At 65.9% G+C, this 16,095-nt stretch carries 12 protein-coding genes; 6 read left to right on the plus strand and 6 right to left on the minus strand.

Annotation, left to right across the window (positions count from 1 at the left end):
* Nucleotides 1–5 precede the first annotated feature (5 nt).
* Nucleotides 6–857 carry an alpha/beta fold hydrolase gene (locus DMB37_RS40365; protein ID WP_167768684.1) on the plus strand — a complete coding sequence of 284 codons (852 nt, stop codon included), beginning with the start codon at nt 6–8 and terminating at the stop codon, nt 855–857.
* On the opposite strand, the gene DMB37_RS02025 is transcribed toward DMB37_RS40365, so the two are convergent.
* On the minus strand, nt 833–2,992 hold the full coding sequence (locus DMB37_RS02025; protein WP_135231175.1) for an MMPL family transporter: 2,160 nt from the start codon (nt 2,990–2,992) through the stop codon (nt 833–835). The two genes, DMB37_RS40365 and DMB37_RS02025, sit on opposite strands and share 25 nt — an antisense overlap.
* Nucleotides 2,989–3,915, minus strand: a complete 927-nt coding sequence (locus tag DMB37_RS02030; protein WP_135231176.1) for a LuxR C-terminal-related transcriptional regulator — start codon at nt 3,913–3,915, stop codon at nt 2,989–2,991. The genes DMB37_RS02025 and DMB37_RS02030 overlap by 4 nt, the downstream gene beginning before the upstream one ends.
* 631 nt (nt 3,916–4,546) lie before the next feature.
* On the opposite strand from DMB37_RS02030, the gene DMB37_RS02035 reads away from it, so the two are divergent.
* Entirely contained in the window at nt 4,547–4,858 is a 312-nt protein-coding gene (locus DMB37_RS02035; protein WP_135231177.1) for a hypothetical protein, read from the plus strand.
* A 15-nt stretch (nt 4,859–4,873) separates the two neighbouring features.
* Here DMB37_RS02035 and DMB37_RS02040 read toward each other — a convergent pair whose 3' ends face one another.
* Nucleotides 4,874–6,031 (minus strand): CaiB/BaiF CoA-transferase family protein, encoded by a 1,158-nt coding sequence (locus tag DMB37_RS02040; protein ID WP_135231178.1) that lies wholly within the window; start codon nt 6,029–6,031, stop codon nt 4,874–4,876.
* 186 nt (nt 6,032–6,217) lie between these two features.
* On the opposite strand from DMB37_RS02040, the gene DMB37_RS02045 reads away from it, so the two are divergent.
* On the plus strand, nt 6,218–8,287 hold the full coding sequence (locus DMB37_RS02045) for a hypothetical protein (protein ID WP_240772204.1): 2,070 nt from the start codon (nt 6,218–6,220) through the stop codon (nt 8,285–8,287).
* Here DMB37_RS02045 and DMB37_RS02050 read toward each other — a convergent pair.
* A complete protein-coding gene (locus DMB37_RS02050) occupies nt 8,271–9,518 on the minus strand; it encodes a cytochrome P450 (protein WP_135231179.1) in 1,248 nt (415 codons plus the stop codon). The two genes, DMB37_RS02045 and DMB37_RS02050, sit on opposite strands and share 17 nt — an antisense overlap.
* Nucleotides 9,519–9,928: 410 nt before the next feature.
* Between DMB37_RS02050 and DMB37_RS02055 the strand changes: the two genes are divergently transcribed.
* The gene (locus DMB37_RS02055; protein ID WP_135231180.1) at nt 9,929–11,974 is read left to right on the plus strand and encodes a hypothetical protein; all 2,046 of its coding nucleotides are present in this window, start codon (nt 9,929–9,931) and stop codon (nt 11,972–11,974) included.
* A gap of 14 nt (nt 11,975–11,988) precedes the next feature.
* Here DMB37_RS02055 and DMB37_RS02060 read toward each other — a convergent pair whose 3' ends face one another.
* On the minus strand, nt 11,989–13,479 hold the full coding sequence (locus DMB37_RS02060; protein ID WP_370465306.1) for a cellulase family glycosylhydrolase: 1,491 nt from the start codon (nt 13,477–13,479) through the stop codon (nt 11,989–11,991).
* A gap of 268 nt (nt 13,480–13,747) precedes the next feature.
* Here DMB37_RS02060 and DMB37_RS02065 point away from each other — a divergent pair, with 268 nt between their 5' ends.
* On the plus strand, nt 13,748–14,911 hold the full coding sequence (locus DMB37_RS02065; protein ID WP_135231182.1) for a monodechloroaminopyrrolnitrin synthase PrnB family protein: 1,164 nt from the start codon (nt 13,748–13,750) through the stop codon (nt 14,909–14,911).
* A 54-nt stretch (nt 14,912–14,965) separates the two neighbouring features.
* On the opposite strand, the gene DMB37_RS02070 is transcribed toward DMB37_RS02065, so the two are convergent.
* On the minus strand, nt 14,966–15,421 hold the full coding sequence (locus tag DMB37_RS02070; RefSeq protein ID WP_135231183.1) for a GNAT family N-acetyltransferase: 456 nt from the start codon (nt 15,419–15,421) through the stop codon (nt 14,966–14,968).
* Nucleotides 15,422–15,614: 193 nt separating this feature from the next.
* Between DMB37_RS02070 and DMB37_RS02075 the strand changes: the two genes are divergently transcribed.
* Nucleotides 15,615–16,076 (plus strand): hypothetical protein, encoded by a 462-nt coding sequence (locus DMB37_RS02075; RefSeq protein ID WP_135231184.1) that lies wholly within the window; start codon nt 15,615–15,617, stop codon nt 16,074–16,076.
* Nucleotides 16,077–16,095 lie beyond the last annotated feature (19 nt).

Raw genomic sequence — 16,095 nt, forward strand, 5'->3', positions numbered from 1 at the left:
TTCTGATGTCCGAAGCCGCCTGCGACCTGCTGACCCGGGTCGACCGCGACACCGAACGACTGGCGAGCGAGTCGCGGCCGCTGCGCTGCACCGATGGTGTGACGCGGCCGCTCGCCCGGTTCGGCCGTGGCGCACCGATTGTGTGCGTACCGCTGCTGCCCGAACTCAACTTCGTCTACACACCGCAGATCGAGGCTCTCGCGGTCGATCACGAGGTCTTCCTGTACGAACCGGTGGTGAGCCGCACCCGGCGGGTCACGGTGGACGACCGGGTGCGCGAACTACGGTGCGTGCTCGACACCCTCGGACTGTCCTCGGCACACCTGCTGACCTGGAGCGACGCGGGCGCGGTCGGCTACCGCTTCGCCGCCGAGCAGCCGGACTGCTGCGCCTCGGTGGCACTGCTCGTGCTGCCGGATCGGTACCGGCTGCGGCCGCCGCCGATGCAGGCGATCACCACGCTGCTCTACCGGAGTCCGCTGGAGCGGGTAGTGCCGCCCGCGGTGGTGCGACTGCTGCTCGGCCACTATCTCGGCGGCCCCGGTGCATCGCCGAGCCTATTACGCAGGCGCGCAAAGGATGTGCCGCAGTTCCCGCAGCTGTTCAAGCACAGCATGCTGCCGATGTTCTTCGAGCATCAGCCTGCGCCTGACGAACTCCGTTGTCCGGCCTTGGTTCTCACCGGAGACCGCAGCCGCATCGTCGCGGTGGACGAGGCCCGCCGGATGGCCGAGCTCATCGGGCCGCAAGCACAGTTCCGGCTGGTGCCGGGCGGTGAGCACTTCCTCGGTTATATCGCCGCGGACCAGGTCGATCGGGAACTGCGCGACTTCTACGCGCGGGTCGGCGTCACCTGATCCGGTTCCTTCGGCTCCTGGTGGGCGGGTGGACTGCCCGGCCACCAGTTGCGGTGGCCGAACAGCTTCATCAGCGCCGGGACCAGTGCGAGCCGGACGATCGTCGCGTCCACCGTCACCGCGACCGCCAAGGCCAGCGCCATCATCTTCACCGTGGAGTTCGGTTGGGGCACAAAGCTGAGGAAGACGCACACCATGATCAGCGCCGCGCTGGTGATCAACCGTCCGGTCGACGCGACGCCCGCGACGACGCTCTCGTCGGGATCGCCGGAGCGGTCGTAGTCCTCCTTGATCCGCGACAGCAGGAACACCTCGTAGTCCATCGAGAGCCCGAAGACCACGGCGAACATGAACAGCGGGACAAAGAAGATGATCGGCGTCGGCCGGTCGAGTCCCACCAGCGACAGGCCCCATCCCCACTGGAACACCGCTACCACCACGCCGTAGGACGCGCCGATGGACAGCAGATTCATCACGGCCGCTTTCAGCGGCACGACGACCGATCCGAACATGGCGACCAACAGCACCAGTGCGACACCGACCACGACGGCGACCACCAGCGGCATCCGGCCGCGGATCACGTCGGCCATGTCCATCATCGCGGTGACGTCGCCACCGAGGTGGATCTCGCTGGCGGGGTTACGGTCTCGCACGCCGGCGATCGCGTCGGCCCGCAGCCGATGCACCAGCTCCGCGGTCGCGGCGTCGGTCGGGCCGCCGGTCGGCACCACCCGGAACACCGCCGTGCCCCCGTTGCGCAGCGGTCCGTCGACGGCCGCCACCCCCGGTGTCCGTTGCAGCGCGGGCTTCAGTTCGGCGCTCACCCGGGCGATGTCGGCCTCCGGACCGCTCGTCGTAGCGGCGACGAGGAAAACCGTTGCCGAGCCCGGCCCGAACTCGCGAGCCATCACCTCGTAGGCCTGCCTGGTCTCGCTGCGGGCCGGCTCGGTGCTGTCGGAGATGACCGAGAATCGCAGGTCGAGCACCGGCGCGGCCAGCAGCAGGAGCACCGCGATCGAGCCGAGCGCGTACGGCACCGCGCGCCGGTTCACCTGCCTGCCCCAGCGCTGCCAGCCCGCGGTCGACACCCCGGGACGGACCCACGGCAGCCGGTAGCGGTCGATGCGGGCACCGAGCACGGACAGCGCCGCGGGCAGCAAGGTCAGCGCCGCGACGACCATGATCAGCACGGCGCCTGCGATAGCCACGCCGATCACGCCGATGAAACGCACGCCGGACAGCCAGACGCCGCTGATCGCCAGCGCGACGGTGCCGCCCGCGTACAGGATCGATCGCCCGGCCGTCGCGACCGCATGCGCAATCGCATGGTCGATCGGTGCGCCGTCGGCCAGTTGCTCGCGATAGCGGGTCACCACGAACAGCGCGTAGTCGATGCCCGCACCGAGCCCGAGCATGGCCACCATGATGGGCGCGGTCGGGTTCACTTCCACGTGTGCGGCGGCCACCTGCACCGCGGCCATCGCCACGCCCAACGCGGGCAAGGTGATGACGACCGGCAGCACCGCCGCCAAATAGGACCCGAAGGCGAGCAACAGGATCACGATCGCGACCAGCACGCCGAGCACTTCGACATAGGAGTTCTCCGGCTGGTCGAGCAGGCCGGGCACCATGCCGCCGAGCCGGACCGTCACCCCGACCTCGTCCACGGGCGCTGTGGCCGTGCGCAATTCGTCCAGGTCGCTCGGCCGAATGTCGGCCAGGTCGCCTTCGAAGAACACGTGTGCGACGGCCGCACGCTCGTTGCGCTCGCCACCGATGCCGGCGAACGGGTTCTCCACCGAGGCCACCCTCGGCAGCTCGCCCACCGCATACAGCGCCCTGCTCACCTGATCCGCGACCGCCGGATCGGCGACCGAGACCCCGGGCCGCGCCTCGAAGACGAGATTGGCCACCGGCCCGCTCAACTGCGGGAAATCCTTGCGCAGCACGTCGACGGTTCGCTGCGTCTCGGTGCCTGGTAGGTCGGAATACTGCCGGTAGAGGCCGCCGCCGGTCACCGCGAGCACCCCGCCGAGGACGAGCACCGCCAACCACATCGCGAACACCAGGTAGGGATGATGCGCGCACCACGCCCCGAGGCGATACAGCACACCCTGCGGTCGCGCTGAGCTCACAATATTCTCCTCGCCACGTGGATCCGGGACGGGCAGTTCAATTTTCGCATGACGCTCCGCATATGATTGGCCACCGTGTGATCCGAAATACCGAGCCTGCGCCCGATCATATGATTGGTCAGCCCCTCGGCCACCAGACGGGCGACCTCGTATTCCCGATTGGTGAGCACGCTCGACAATGGCTCCAGGTTTTCCTTGAAATCCGCTTTCCCCGCGATACTCCGGCGAATCGGAATGGTCCGGTCGTCGGCGCCGAAATCCGTTGATTGCGCCGGCGCCGCGAGGCCGAGCGTGCCGAGCTGGGTGGCCGCCAGCTCGATGGCCAGCGGCAATCCGCCGTGACTCACGCAGATATCGGCGACCATCGGGCCGTTGCGCTCGGTCAGTTCGAAGGCCGGGTCGACCGCTCTGGCCCGCTGCGTGAACAATGCCACGGACGGGTTGCACCGCAGTTCGTCCAGGTCGTTCCGGCCGTCGACGGGAATGGGCAGCGGCCCCAGACGCAGCATCTTCTCGCCGCGAATCCGCATCGGCTCGCGGCTGGTCACCACGACCCGCAGGCCGGGATTCGCCACGACCACATCGTTGACGAACGACCAGATCTGATAGACACCGGCGTCGGCGTTGTCCACGAACAACATATCGAAATCGTTACGGTGCTCGCCGCGGAACAGTGGTTCGAACACGCGGGCCGGATCGAACGCGCGCGTGAAATCCAAACGCAGCACGCACTGGAACCGGTCCGAGACCATTCGCACCGCCTCGGCGACCAACCTGCTTTTGCCGACACCGCCCGGGCCGACCACGGCCAGCACGTCTTGCTGCCCTGCAACGAGCAGGTGCTGCACTGTGCCCAGCTCGGCACCGCGGCCAACGAACGACGTCGTGCCCTCATCGCTGTTGAGTGTGATCACATCACTCATCCGAGGTCGACCACATCTCTACACGCGCGCCGGGGCGAGGAACCGTGGTGCTTATCAACGAATCCTGGTGTGGCCCGGCGTATTCCCCCGATATCCATCGAACGATCCTTGTGCTGTCGATCGATTCCTGCCGAAATTCGCAGGACGTCGTCAGGGTAGTTTCGCAAGAGGGTTTATCGGCCGGGAAAGTTCGGGATTGACAGATACTTGCTACACGGGCGAGTTCGCCTTGCCGAGAGCGCATTACGGGGCTGGGTCGCCGCGTCGAGCCGCCGGTCCCGAGGCGAGGTCTGCGTCGACCCCACCTTGCCGGGGTTGCGTAGGGGACGACTGACCGGTATCGACGCGGGGTGCAGCTGCCCGGCTGGCGCGGGTCCGTCAGGGATGAGCGTGATACAGCGCGATCAGCACGTGATCGGACCGTGATCGGCGGTGATCTGCCAGTTAACGCAACCTGAACTCGATTTTAGAAACCGACCCAAGGGTCGTCTATTGCGCCGACACGTTCTACCTTGGACCTAGATCTACAACCAGTGATACCGACCGGACCGGCCGCGAAGCCGAAAACTGAATTATCGCTGCGAATTTCGTTCGGGAGAGCTTTTATGCCCCGGGCCCAAAGGAGTTTGACATGGCGCTTTACTGCACCGAGTGGTCTATCACCAGTGATATCAGTCCGGAATGTGCGTCTCGCGTCGCCGAGCACGGCCGGGCGGTCTGGCGGCTCAGCTGGCTGCCCGATCGGGCGCTGACCCGCGAACAAGCCAGGGCCGGAATGGAACTCGACGAGTTGCTGAGCGACCCGGAAAACGTGCACGACTACGCCGCCATGGCCCGAGCGGACCAGTGCGCGGGCACGATCGGAATGTTGCGCGCCCACGTGGTGATTCTGCTGGCGCGACGCATGGCGGCTCGACTTCCGGTGGCGGTCAGCGCGCACTGATCAGCGCTGCGGCGATCAGTTCTCGTCCAGCCAGGCCAGGACGCGATCAGTGCCCGAGCCGAGCTCGGGTGGCGGGGTGGTGTAGCGAACCGGGTTGCGCGACAAGGTGATCGGATTGGTCACCAACGGCGGCATATCGGCCCTACCCGAGGGGATACGCGGTTCGAGCCCGAGCCGATCGGCGAGCGCGAACGCCCCCGCCATATCGTTCACCGGCCCACACGGAACGCCGAGCGGGGTGAGCAGCGCCTCCCACGCCGCGGCGGGCCGGGTCACCAGGATCTCGCCGAGCGCCGCCGCCAGCACCTCGACATGCGCGACCCGTGCGGTGTTGTCGGTGAAGCGCGGGTCGTCGGCCAGGTGATCGGCACCGATCGCCCGGCACAACGTGCCGAATTGCCCGTCGCTGCCCACCGCCACGGCGAGCGGCCGGTCGGCGGTCGGAAACACCTCGTACGGCGCGATGGACGGATGCCGGTTGCCCATGATGGTCGGCACCACGCCGGCCAGCGCGTAGGCCGTGCTCTGGTTCACCATGCCCGCCAGCAGGCTGGACAGCAGATTCACCTCGACCAGCTGCCCTTGCCCGGTCGCGTCCCGATGCCGCAGTGCCGCAAGGACTCCCACCGTCGCATGCAGGCCCGCGAGGACATCGACCACTGCCACACCGGTCTTCGTCGGCTCGCCTTCGCCTGGCCCCGTGATGCTCATCAGCCCGCCCGCCGCCTGCACCAGCAGGTCGTAACCGGGCAGTTCCGCACCCTTGCCCCCGCCGAACGCGGACAGGGAACAGTAGACAGCCCGCGGATTCAACTCCTGCACGTCCGCGTACGACAGGCCGAACTTCGCCATCGTCCCCGGGCGGAAGTTCTCGACCACGATGTCGGCACGCCGCACCAGCTCCCGCGCGTAGCGCTGCCCCTCTTCGCTGCCCAGATCGAGTGTGACCGACGTCTTGTTCCGGTTCACCGACTGAAAATAGGTCGCCTGCCCAGCCACGAACGGCGGCCCCCACCCCCGCGTGTCGTCCCCCGCGCCCGGCCGCTCCACCTTGATGACCTCGGCACCCAGATCGGCCAACAGCATGGTCAGATAGGGCGCGGCGAGAATCCTGCCGAAGTCAGCGACCACAATTCCCGACAGCGCCCCCGGCGTCCGCTTCTCATCCGTCATACCCGTCACTCCATCACGGGCCGCCTCGGTCACCGAAGCCAGGACCGCAGCATGCTGCCGGAGACGCCGATTCCGTCCAGCTGGAACATTGATCGGCGATACATTGAAACGGTCCCAGCCGAGTGCTGTGCGGGCTCGGCGTGTTCGGAAAAGGATCTCCCGGAGCACGGACGGAAGGGCTCTGTCATGCACCACGTCAAGGCACTGCGGACCGGGCACCGGACTGGGTCGTTCCTCGAGTATGCGGCAGTGTGGGTGGTCGGGCTGCTGCTCCTCGCCACCGGGTGCGCGTCCGCACCGAGCCACACGGCGTTCCGCTTCGAGGTGCGCGAAGGGCTGAACCAGAACTATTTCCTGCGCGAGGACAAGACCGCAGCGCATCTGCTGCTGCGTTCGGGCCGCAATCCGCGCATCGTGGCGGCGTTTCCGGCCGGCAACAGCGGCACCGGGGTCTGGTTCGGGCCCATCGCTGCCGCGGCGGACTGGGTGCTGGACTCACCGCCGAAGGCGAAGGCGTCCAACGATTCTCAGGGCCGCCCGCGGCACGGGATCGAGTTCGATGCCTCCATCAGCGCGCCTACGTTGATACCCAAGCAGGCCGTCTTGTCCAACGTTCGTGTCCTGCGGGACTACGACCAGTACGCGATCGTGCCCACCGAGCTCGTGGTCGCGCCGACCATTGCCGGCAACACCGTGACGTGGGTGCGGGACCGTCTCGACGGCGCGCCCGGCTACCAGCTCGGCCTCGAGGTTCTCGACGGTTCGGTGGCCCCGGACGCGACGATCACCGCCGGGCCCGACGGCCGGATCGCCCTGCGCGTCACTGCCGCGACCGGCGACACCCCGTTGACGCCGCTGTCCGGATCCGAACTGCTCAACGGCGCTGAGCGCAAGCTCGACGGCGCGAAGAACACGCTCACCTTCCTCAGCTACCGCGAGAAGTTTCTCGCCGGTTCATGGCGCTTCAACACCTATTTCGGCCGCGACACCCTGATCTCGATGATGCTGCTGAAGCCGGTGCTGGCGCCCGAGGCGATCGAAGCGGGCATTCGCTCCGTACTGACTCGGCTCGGACCCGAGGGGCAGGTCGCACACGAGGAGTCCCTGTCGGAATACGCGGTGCTCACGAACAAGCGCAAGAACGGATCCCTCAGCGGCGCGCCGATATTCGACTACAACATGGTCGATGAGAACTATCTGCTCGCACCGGTTGCCGCCGCCCATCTGCTCGACGATCCAACCGGCGCCGAACGGGCGTCCGCCTATCTAGGTGCGCCGCTGGACAACTCGTCCGTGTTGCTCGGTCAAGCGTTGGTGCGCAACCTGCGACTCGTCACGTCGACCACGGCGGCCTTCGCGGACGAGCCTCGATACGGCAACCTGATCGCCCTGCAACCGGGGCGCGACTCAGGCGAATGGCGGGACAGCGGAGTCGGTCTCGGCGGCGGCCGCTACCCCTATGACGTCAACGCCATCCTCGCACCCGCCGCGCTGGAGGCGACCGCCCGGCTGCTCGACCGCGGGGTGCTCGATCCCTTCTTGACCGCCGACGATCGGCTGGAACTGTCCTTCGCCGCCGCGGCCGCGAAAACCTGGCGGGCCGAGGCACCGCGACTGTTCACCGTGACCCGCGACGCCGAACAGGCTAGAGCCGCCGTCGATTCCTATGCCGGAAAGATCGGTGTCACCGCACGAGACGCGCTCGCCTCGCTCGACAACAACCCGATCACCTTCCCCGCTATCGCCCTCGACGCCGACGGCGCACCGATTCCGATCACGCACTCCGACGACACGTTCGACCTGCTGTTCGGCGCACCACCGCCCGAGATCCTCGACCAGCAGGTGAGCGCCATGTTCCGCCCCTTCCCACTCGGCTTGATCACCGAAGCCGGGTTGGTCGTGGCGAATCCGGTCTTCGCCGGCCCCGCCCTGCAATCCCAGTTCACCAACCACGACTACCACGGCACCGTGGTCTGGTCCTGGGTGCAGGCCGCGCTGGCCAGCGGTCTCGATCGCCAACTCGACCGCACCGACCTACCCCAGCCGGTCAGAGACCGGCTGGTGCGCGCCCAGCGCACCCTCTGGGAGGCGATCAAGGCGGCCGAGTCGATGGCCAACTCCGAACTGTGGAGCTGGCGCTTCGACAATGACCGCTATCGCGTCGCACCCTTCGGTGCCAGCGAAGCCGATGTCACCGAATCCAATGCGGCACAGCTCTGGAGCAGCGTCTACTTGGCCGTCACTCCCCCGTCGTGACCGCCGCCTCCTTGCGCAACCGGACAGGCAGGGCGGTGAGGCCGCGGATGAGGAGGCTGTGTTGCCAGGTCGGCGTGGTGGCGTCGGGGGCCAGGGTGAGGTCCGGGAATCGTTGCAGCAGTGCGGTGAAGGCTATTTCGGCTTCGACGCGGGCCAAGGGGGCGCCGACGCAGAAGTGGATGCCGTGGCCGAAGGCCAGGTGACCCCCGGCGTCGCCGGTGACGTTCAGTCGGTCGGGGTCGTGGTAGCGGGCCGGGTCGTGGTTCGCGGCCGACAGGGCGACGTACACGAGTTCGCCCGCCGGGATTTCGACGTCGCCGACCTGCACGGGCTCGGAGGTGTAGCGCACGGTGGCCCAGTCGACCGGGCTGTCGAAGCGGAGGAACTCCTCCACCGCGGCGGGCACGCCGGACGGATCCGCGCGTAGTTCCTGAAATTGGGATTCGTTGCGCAGCAATGCGTATGTGCCGTTGCCGATGAGGTTCACCGTGGTTTCGTGTCCGGCGATGAGCAACAGGAACGCCATCGAAATCAATTCGTTCTCGGTCAACTGGTCACCGCCGTCGCGGATCTGCACCAGTCCGGAGAGCAGGTCCTCACCCGGGTCGGTGCGCTTGGTCTGGACCAGGGCGGCGAGATATTGCGCCATCTCCGCCGAGCAACGGTTGCGTTCTTCCAGCCCGCCGACCGCCCCGACCAGCACCTTCGTCCAGTGCTGGAACGACTCCCGATCGCTGAACGGCACCCCGAGCAGCTCGCAGATCACGGTGACCGGCAGCGGCACCGCGAAGGCCTCCAGCAGGTCGACCTCGTCGTGCTCGGCCATTCGATCGAGCAGCGCAGCGGTGATCTCCTCGATGCGCGGCCGCAATGCCGCCACCCGGCGGCCGGTGAAGGCCTTGTTGACCATTTTGCGCAGCCGGGTATGGTCCGGCGGATCAGTGTTCAGCATGTGCGCGACCAGCGGCAACACGGGCGAATCCATCAGCGCCGCAGGGTCTTTCTGCCGAAACACCTCGATCACCTCGGCCAGGTTCTTGTGCATCCTTGGGTCGGCGAGCACAGCCCGCCCCTCCGCATACCCGATCACCAGCCACTGCGACACGCCGCGCTGAAACTGCACCCGCAGCACCGGCCCCCGCTCCCGCCACCGCCGGTAATACACGTGCGGATCCTCGAAAAAATCCGCCCCCAACAGCTCGACCTGATCCTGAGCCTCGATCTCGCCCATCCTGCCCTCCCTACGTCCCGCGCCCACGCCGCCCGCGCCCACCCATGAGACCCCATCGCCGAGCCCCACCCCACCCACCGTACCCACCCCGAAACCCCTGTGTCGCCGATGGATTACTCGCCGACGCAGCTTTCGAATTTCGATGTCCTGCACCGCCAGGAGCAACCCGCCGAACGGTTCGGTCGTGCGAACAACGGATACCGATCACCGGATGCGATTGCCACACTGAGCGGTACACGCAGGTAGCGCTGCAGCCGTTCGGCCCAGTCGACTGCGACGGTAGGTGACGATGGGCGCGGAACGTGGATCGTGAACAGAACTACTTCGATGCGCTGATCGCCGATTATGTCGCCGCCCGTGATGACGAGCGCGAGCTGAACAACCAGCTCGTCGGCGTTTTCGGTGGCGTGGTGACGACGCTGGCCTTGTTCGGCGCTTTCGTCACCTTCGTCAGCGGCAACGAGCCGTCCAACCACATCCATGACGCGGCCGCGGCCGCGGTGCCGCTCATTCCGTTGGCGCTGGCTTGCATGTTGCAAGTCACCGCCTCGCAGGCCACTGTGCGCAGCTTCTATTCCCGTGCCCTCGAACGCGAATTGGCGAAGTTGCTGCCGCCGGGCAAGCCCGATATGGCCGGCTATCCGCTGCTGCGGCCGGTCATGTACCGGGAAATGATCGCTGAGCTCAACTCGCTCAGCCATGGTTACCGCATTCCGCGAATCCTGCAGCTCGTCGCCATGTTGTCGTTGGAGTTCATCTTCCTGGGATTGCTGTGCTACATGGCCCGGCAGTATGCGTTCTATCTTCAGTTCATCATGTTGGTGGTCTATCTACCCGTCATCGTCTTGCTGGTGGTGGAAGCGGGTAACGGCACCGTGAACGGACGTTCCTACTTCCTGAAGCTGGTGCGTGACACCAGGGCTCGCCGAGCAACGCCACTGCTGCCACTGGCGCAATCGCCGACCGGTGAGCGGAAGCTGCTGTCATATCTGCTGCTGCCCCGGCCGATGGATTTGAGCAAGGCACTGTTCTTTCCGATCGGGACGCTGACCCTGATCGTGATGCAGCCGTCGGTGCTCGAGGTCCCCTACTTCGTTCCACGGATGCTCGTTCTGTGGTTCATCCTGGAGATTCTGATTTACCAGGGGCGATATCAGCTCAATGATCTACGCGGGCTGGACGAGGATCAGGTGTCGCCGAATGCCGCGCAGCGCGGCAGAATCCCGACCCGGGCGGCGGGTCTTCGAGTGGCGGCCTACGCGACGTTGGGGGCAATCGGTGCACGCGTTGTCCTGACGGTAATCCTGTGCGGACTCCCGTTTGTCTCCTTCTTCCATCACGTGATCCCCCTGGCGGCAGGGGTTTTGGCGATAGCGGTGTTGTACGAGGGGATTCGCAGCGTCGAACGCAACCGATTCGATGCGTGCGATCCACGCCGCCACGGACCGCCGATCATCGGCTGGCTGGTCGTCGCGGCGGTCGGCCTGGGATACCCATTGCGCGCCTTCCTCGGCCTCAGCTTGCCGCCGACCACCGGAGGCGGCAAAGACATTGCGTGGGAATGGAAATGGCCATGGAACTGGGACCTGCCCTGGCAGTGGGAATGGCCCTGGAACTGGGTGTGGCCCGGTCAAGACGATTGGACGCCGCCGTTCGGCCTGCGCATCGAAACCGAATGGCCGATCGTGCTCGAGCTCGCCGCCTACTGCTTCTTTCTCGGTATCGTCTTCGTCTCCATGACCTGGTGTCTCGAAGGCGGAACATACGTGAGCCGAAGCCGAATGGTGTACGGCAGACGAATCTTCTTTGCCGACGTCTTGATCGCCCGGAAACCGCACCTCCTCCTGCTGCTCAGACAGACTCGGTCGTCTGTGGAACCACTCCAGCAGACCATCCCGGTCAGTACCTCGGCATTCGACGGGCGAGGGAACCACTGGCTCGACCACGGCGCCAAGCCGCATGCGATATGGAACGCTGCCCTCCTGATCGCGACCGCACTCGCCCTCTTGCTGGTCGGCAGAATGTGGGGAATACCCTGGCACGCAGCGCCTTATTGGGTTTGTGCGCTGATTGCGATGGCCGCCCTCATGCTGTGGGCGACCCTACCCGTCCGAGTAGGTCTGCCCATCCTGATTTCGCGCTGGTTGGCCGACGTTCTCGTCACCGTGGCGGCCGTGTTCACGCTGGTGACCGCGACAATCGCCGCCGCAATACTCAGCCCGCGCTCGACGCCGACACTCGCCATCGTCATAGGCGTGATACTGACACCACTTGCCTATTCGATGCCAACGTTGATGTACAAGTACTTTCGCGCGATCTCCTACAACGACCTACGTCTCCCCGATTTCTTGAGCACATTCACTCCGCGCACCATTTCCCGGCAGGCGGTGCGGCTCATCGTCGGACACGGCCTCATCGACCGAATCTGGCCAACCGATGCGCGCACACCGCGCTGACCGGCGCGAGGCAATCAGCCGCCGCTGACCGCCCCGGTCGGGATCTTGGCGCCCGCCGATCCGGGTCGATTGATGTACACCGTTACCGGGTCGGTGCTGTTGCCTTGCACGGTGACTACTCGCGCCCCGGGGGCCGAGGTGATGGTGCCGCCGTCGGCGCGGGCCTCGTAACCGTTGGGGTAATGCAGGTCGGAGACGTAGATTTCGGTGGGGGTGGAGCGGGGTTGGGGGGTGTAGCGGTAGGCGAAATCGCCGGTGGCGGGGTCGAAGATGAGGCGGCCGGGGGTGCCTGCGGTGGCTCGGGGGTACGTGCGGACCAGGTCGCGGCCGATGTCGCCGAGGAAGGGGTCGGGTTTGGGGGCGCCGGGGCCGAAGCTGGACGCGTAGTGCCAGTTTTGCCAGCCGATGAAGCGTTCGTCGGCGCGGGTGAGGGTGTTGCGCAGTACTGTTGCGTCGCCGTCGCCGAATTCCGTTACCAGCGTGGGGATTCCGGTTCGTTTGGTGAAGGAGTCGATATTGCCCCAGGTTTTGTCCTGCTGGACCGGGCAGACGCCGCGCAGTTCTTCAGGCAGGCCCAGATAGATGGCGAGTTGGCTGGGGATGCAGTAGTCGTGCGGTGCGAAGACGATGCCGGGTGAGGTGATCGGCGGGTTCTTGCCCAGGTTGGTCGGCATGGTTTCGTTCCAGGTGACGTTCGGTTCCCAGAAGACCGGGATGTTCGCGTTGCGGGCACGTACCGCATCGGTCAGCTTCTGCATGGCCGCTTGATATTTGGCGTCGAAGCGGGGGCAGCCGTTCGGGAAGCAGGTGTGGAACGCCGATCCGGGCCATGGTTCGTTCATCAGCTCGATACCGAGTACGCCGGTGCGTCCCTTGACCTTCTCGGCCAGTGCCGCCAGCGCCGTGCCGAGATGATCGAGGACGCCATTGCTGTTGTCCCACACCTCATCCCAGCCACGGTTCATGCTGGGCATCAGGTAGTAGAGCGGGAAGCCGGGGTTCGGTTCCCAGGCGGCCGGGCGCGCACGCAGCGACCATTCCGGAAATCCGTTGCCGCCCCAGATCTTCGACAGTCCGTCCTGGTGATTGTCGAGCAGCGTGTAGATGCCTTGCGCGGCAAGGGTATCGATCACTCTGACGAGGCGTTCGAGGTAGGCGGTGTCGACGACGCCGCGGGTGGGCATCAGTCCGGCGAAGCTCACACCGAGGCGCACGGTGTTGAATCCGTGCCGGGCGAGCAGTGCCGCGTCCTGGTCGGTCACGGTGAAGCCGTCACCGGGCTCCACATAAGGCGCTTGCTTGTCGACATTGTTGACTCCGTGCAGCAGTACCTTGCGGCCCTGCGCGTCGACGAGATAACTACCCTCGACCTGAATCTGACCGAGTGCCGGCGGGGCGGCTTGCGAAGTCGGGACCAGCACCGAACACGCGATCGCGGCCACGGCGGCGCCGATCGCGCATTGCCGGGCACGCGCCCGTGCCGCGGCAACCGCCCTCATCATCATTGTTCGCATTGGCTTCCCCGATCCGGTGGCCGACAACAGGCCTAATGGTCACACGTCCAGTTCGAGCGAAACCAGCCATCGCGTATCCGGGGATTCCCCACTTGAAAAACAGGCGGCATTTACCAAAAGTTTGCCCAATTCAGCCGCCCGCGATCATGGGATGTTTGTTTGCCTTGCGCACACTGTCGCTCCGGACCGTTCGGGGTGACGGCACGAATGCGCGACGACCTGTGAGTTGTGATGACTCTCAGCAGCAAGAGAGGATCCGATGCCAGCCCTGAAGAAGCGGTCACGCTTGCCCGAACACACCAAGCCAGTCAGTAGCGGAGTCGAGCAAATACGCCTCGACGAAGCGTCGTGCCAGCACGTTGCGCACCGCGACCCCTTGTCCGCCGACGCATTGCTGGCGCGGCTGCCCGAACTGAATGCCGCCGCCGATGTGCCGCAACTCGTCACTTCGTTTCGAGAGCTGTTGTGGCGGGCCCGGGAAATAGAACTGACCGACGTCGCCGATCGACTGGCCGCGATGCGCGATGTCGGAATGTTGCTCTCCTCATTGCAGCGCCACGGCGTCGAACCGCTCGAGGCGGCACCCGAGGGCACGGACGCGCTGCTCGCGTGGGGGCTCTCGGTGGATATGGTCCCGCGCGACACCGTCCTGCATTACGGCGTGTGGAACCCGCGCGGCAAACGTCAGCGGATGTTCCTCGGCGACCGCGAGGAGAACGTCATCATCGACGCCGTCCGAGTCGGTACCATTCTCATCGACGACATAGCCCCGACCATCGCCGGATTGGCCGAAATCCACCCCGGTGATACCGCCTTCGGCGAAATCTGCCACACCGCGGCGGACCAATTGGAGACCCTGCCGGAGCTGATGAACGACGTCTACCGAAACGTCGACCCGGTCGACTTCTACGCCGCCCGACTGCGCCCCTTCATGGCGGACGTGGTCATCGCCGACCGCCAATATTACGGTCCCGCACCCGTACACGTCCCCCTCTACCTCATCGACCGCCTCGTCTGGTCCGCCGACCACGGCGACGCCGACCTCCGCTACTTCCAGCACGACCTCGTCAAATACGCTCTCCCCCAATGGCGTCGACTGTTCGAGCGCACCGAAGGCACCCCCTCCCTGATCACCCGCCTCGTCCGCGAATTCGACCGCCCCACCGGCCCACCCCCCACCAAACTCGCCGACGCCATGGACGGCGCCATCCGAATCATGAACGCCCTGGTCACCTTCCGCACCCTGCACAACCGCATGGCAGGCGGCGCCTACACCGACGCCACCCCCCACCCCACCGGCATGGCCGGCGTAAGCCCCGGCCTCCTGAACCACATCCTCACCCTCACCCACGACTGCGCCACCCGCACCCGAGCCCGCCGCACCGGAATCCGCCCCTACTCTCGGGATCCGCACTCGCTCTGAACATTCGGTGCGGATCCCGGGAACGAGTGCGGCTATTTGGAACTAGCGAGCCGGCTACTCGACCTGGAGCAGTCGAGGGGAGACGGTGAAGCCGTGGCGTGCGTAGGCATTGATTGCGCGATCGCTGGAATGCACCGTTACTCGCTCCAGTCCGAGGCGGCTCGCCTCGGCGAGAACGGCATCAATCAGCCTGCCACCCAAGCCGGTATCCCTACGTTCCGGCACCACATACACACATTGCAGATCGCCCGACGCCCGTTCAGGCCTATGTGGCGTCGGTACGCGCTGGATGACCGCGAGCCATGCCATACCGAGGACGACCCCATCGTCGGCGACGACCCAGCACCGGTGCGAGCGATCGTTGTCCTTTGCCCAAACCACGAACCACGCCGTGAACTCCTCGCGAGTGATCTCCGGCGTGCCGCGCTTCTCCGTGACCCACCGCCAACGAAGCCGTGCCACCGCGTCCAGATCGTCCTCTTCGGCTGGGCGAACAACGATTTCACTCATCCATGGATTCTGGCGCAGCAAAGCCCCTTTCGCCGAGCAGCAGCGGCGATCTGGTAAGTGGTGAGCATGGCCGGGCACAGCACTTCGCACTCCCCGCCGCGGTGACGCGCAGCGATTGATGGCGGGGTTCTCGCACCGTCAATGGCGCTGCGGGGCAACAATGGTGGCGTACATGCGTTGAGCGGGGGCATCTGTGGAGTCGGTTCCTGGTGGCGGCAGCGGCGAGGAGACGCCGCGCGAGATAAAGTTCGACATCCGGTTTCTTCGGTGGTGCGTAGGGCTGGCGGCGGCGCTGTGGGCGGCAGCTCTGACACAGCCGCTGGCTGACTTCACCGACAGTGACTGGGGAATTGTCCAGACCATCCAGGTCTACCCATTCGAAAGTGGGCAAGCCCCGGGCGCGGCCGGCTTGTTCGTCTGGGGCGCTTTCCTGGCCATCGTCGGGGCGGGGGTCGCGGTGGGCACGCTCTCCGCTCAGGACAAGGGCATTCGAAAGTTCGGTGGGGTGCTGGCCTTCACCGTCTTCACCTGGTGTTTCTTCGGCGCAATTCTCTTCTTCAGTACGTTCACCGGCACGCTGCTTGCGGGCATGTGGCTGATCCTCATATCCATACTGATGCTGTTCGTGGCCGCGTTGGACGCGGGCTTCTTGTAGTCAGCTGCGTCGTGCCATG

The organism is Nocardia sp. CS682 (assembly GCF_004634405.1).
Taxonomy (GTDB): domain Bacteria; phylum Actinomycetota; class Actinomycetes; order Mycobacteriales; family Mycobacteriaceae; genus Nocardia; species Nocardia ninae.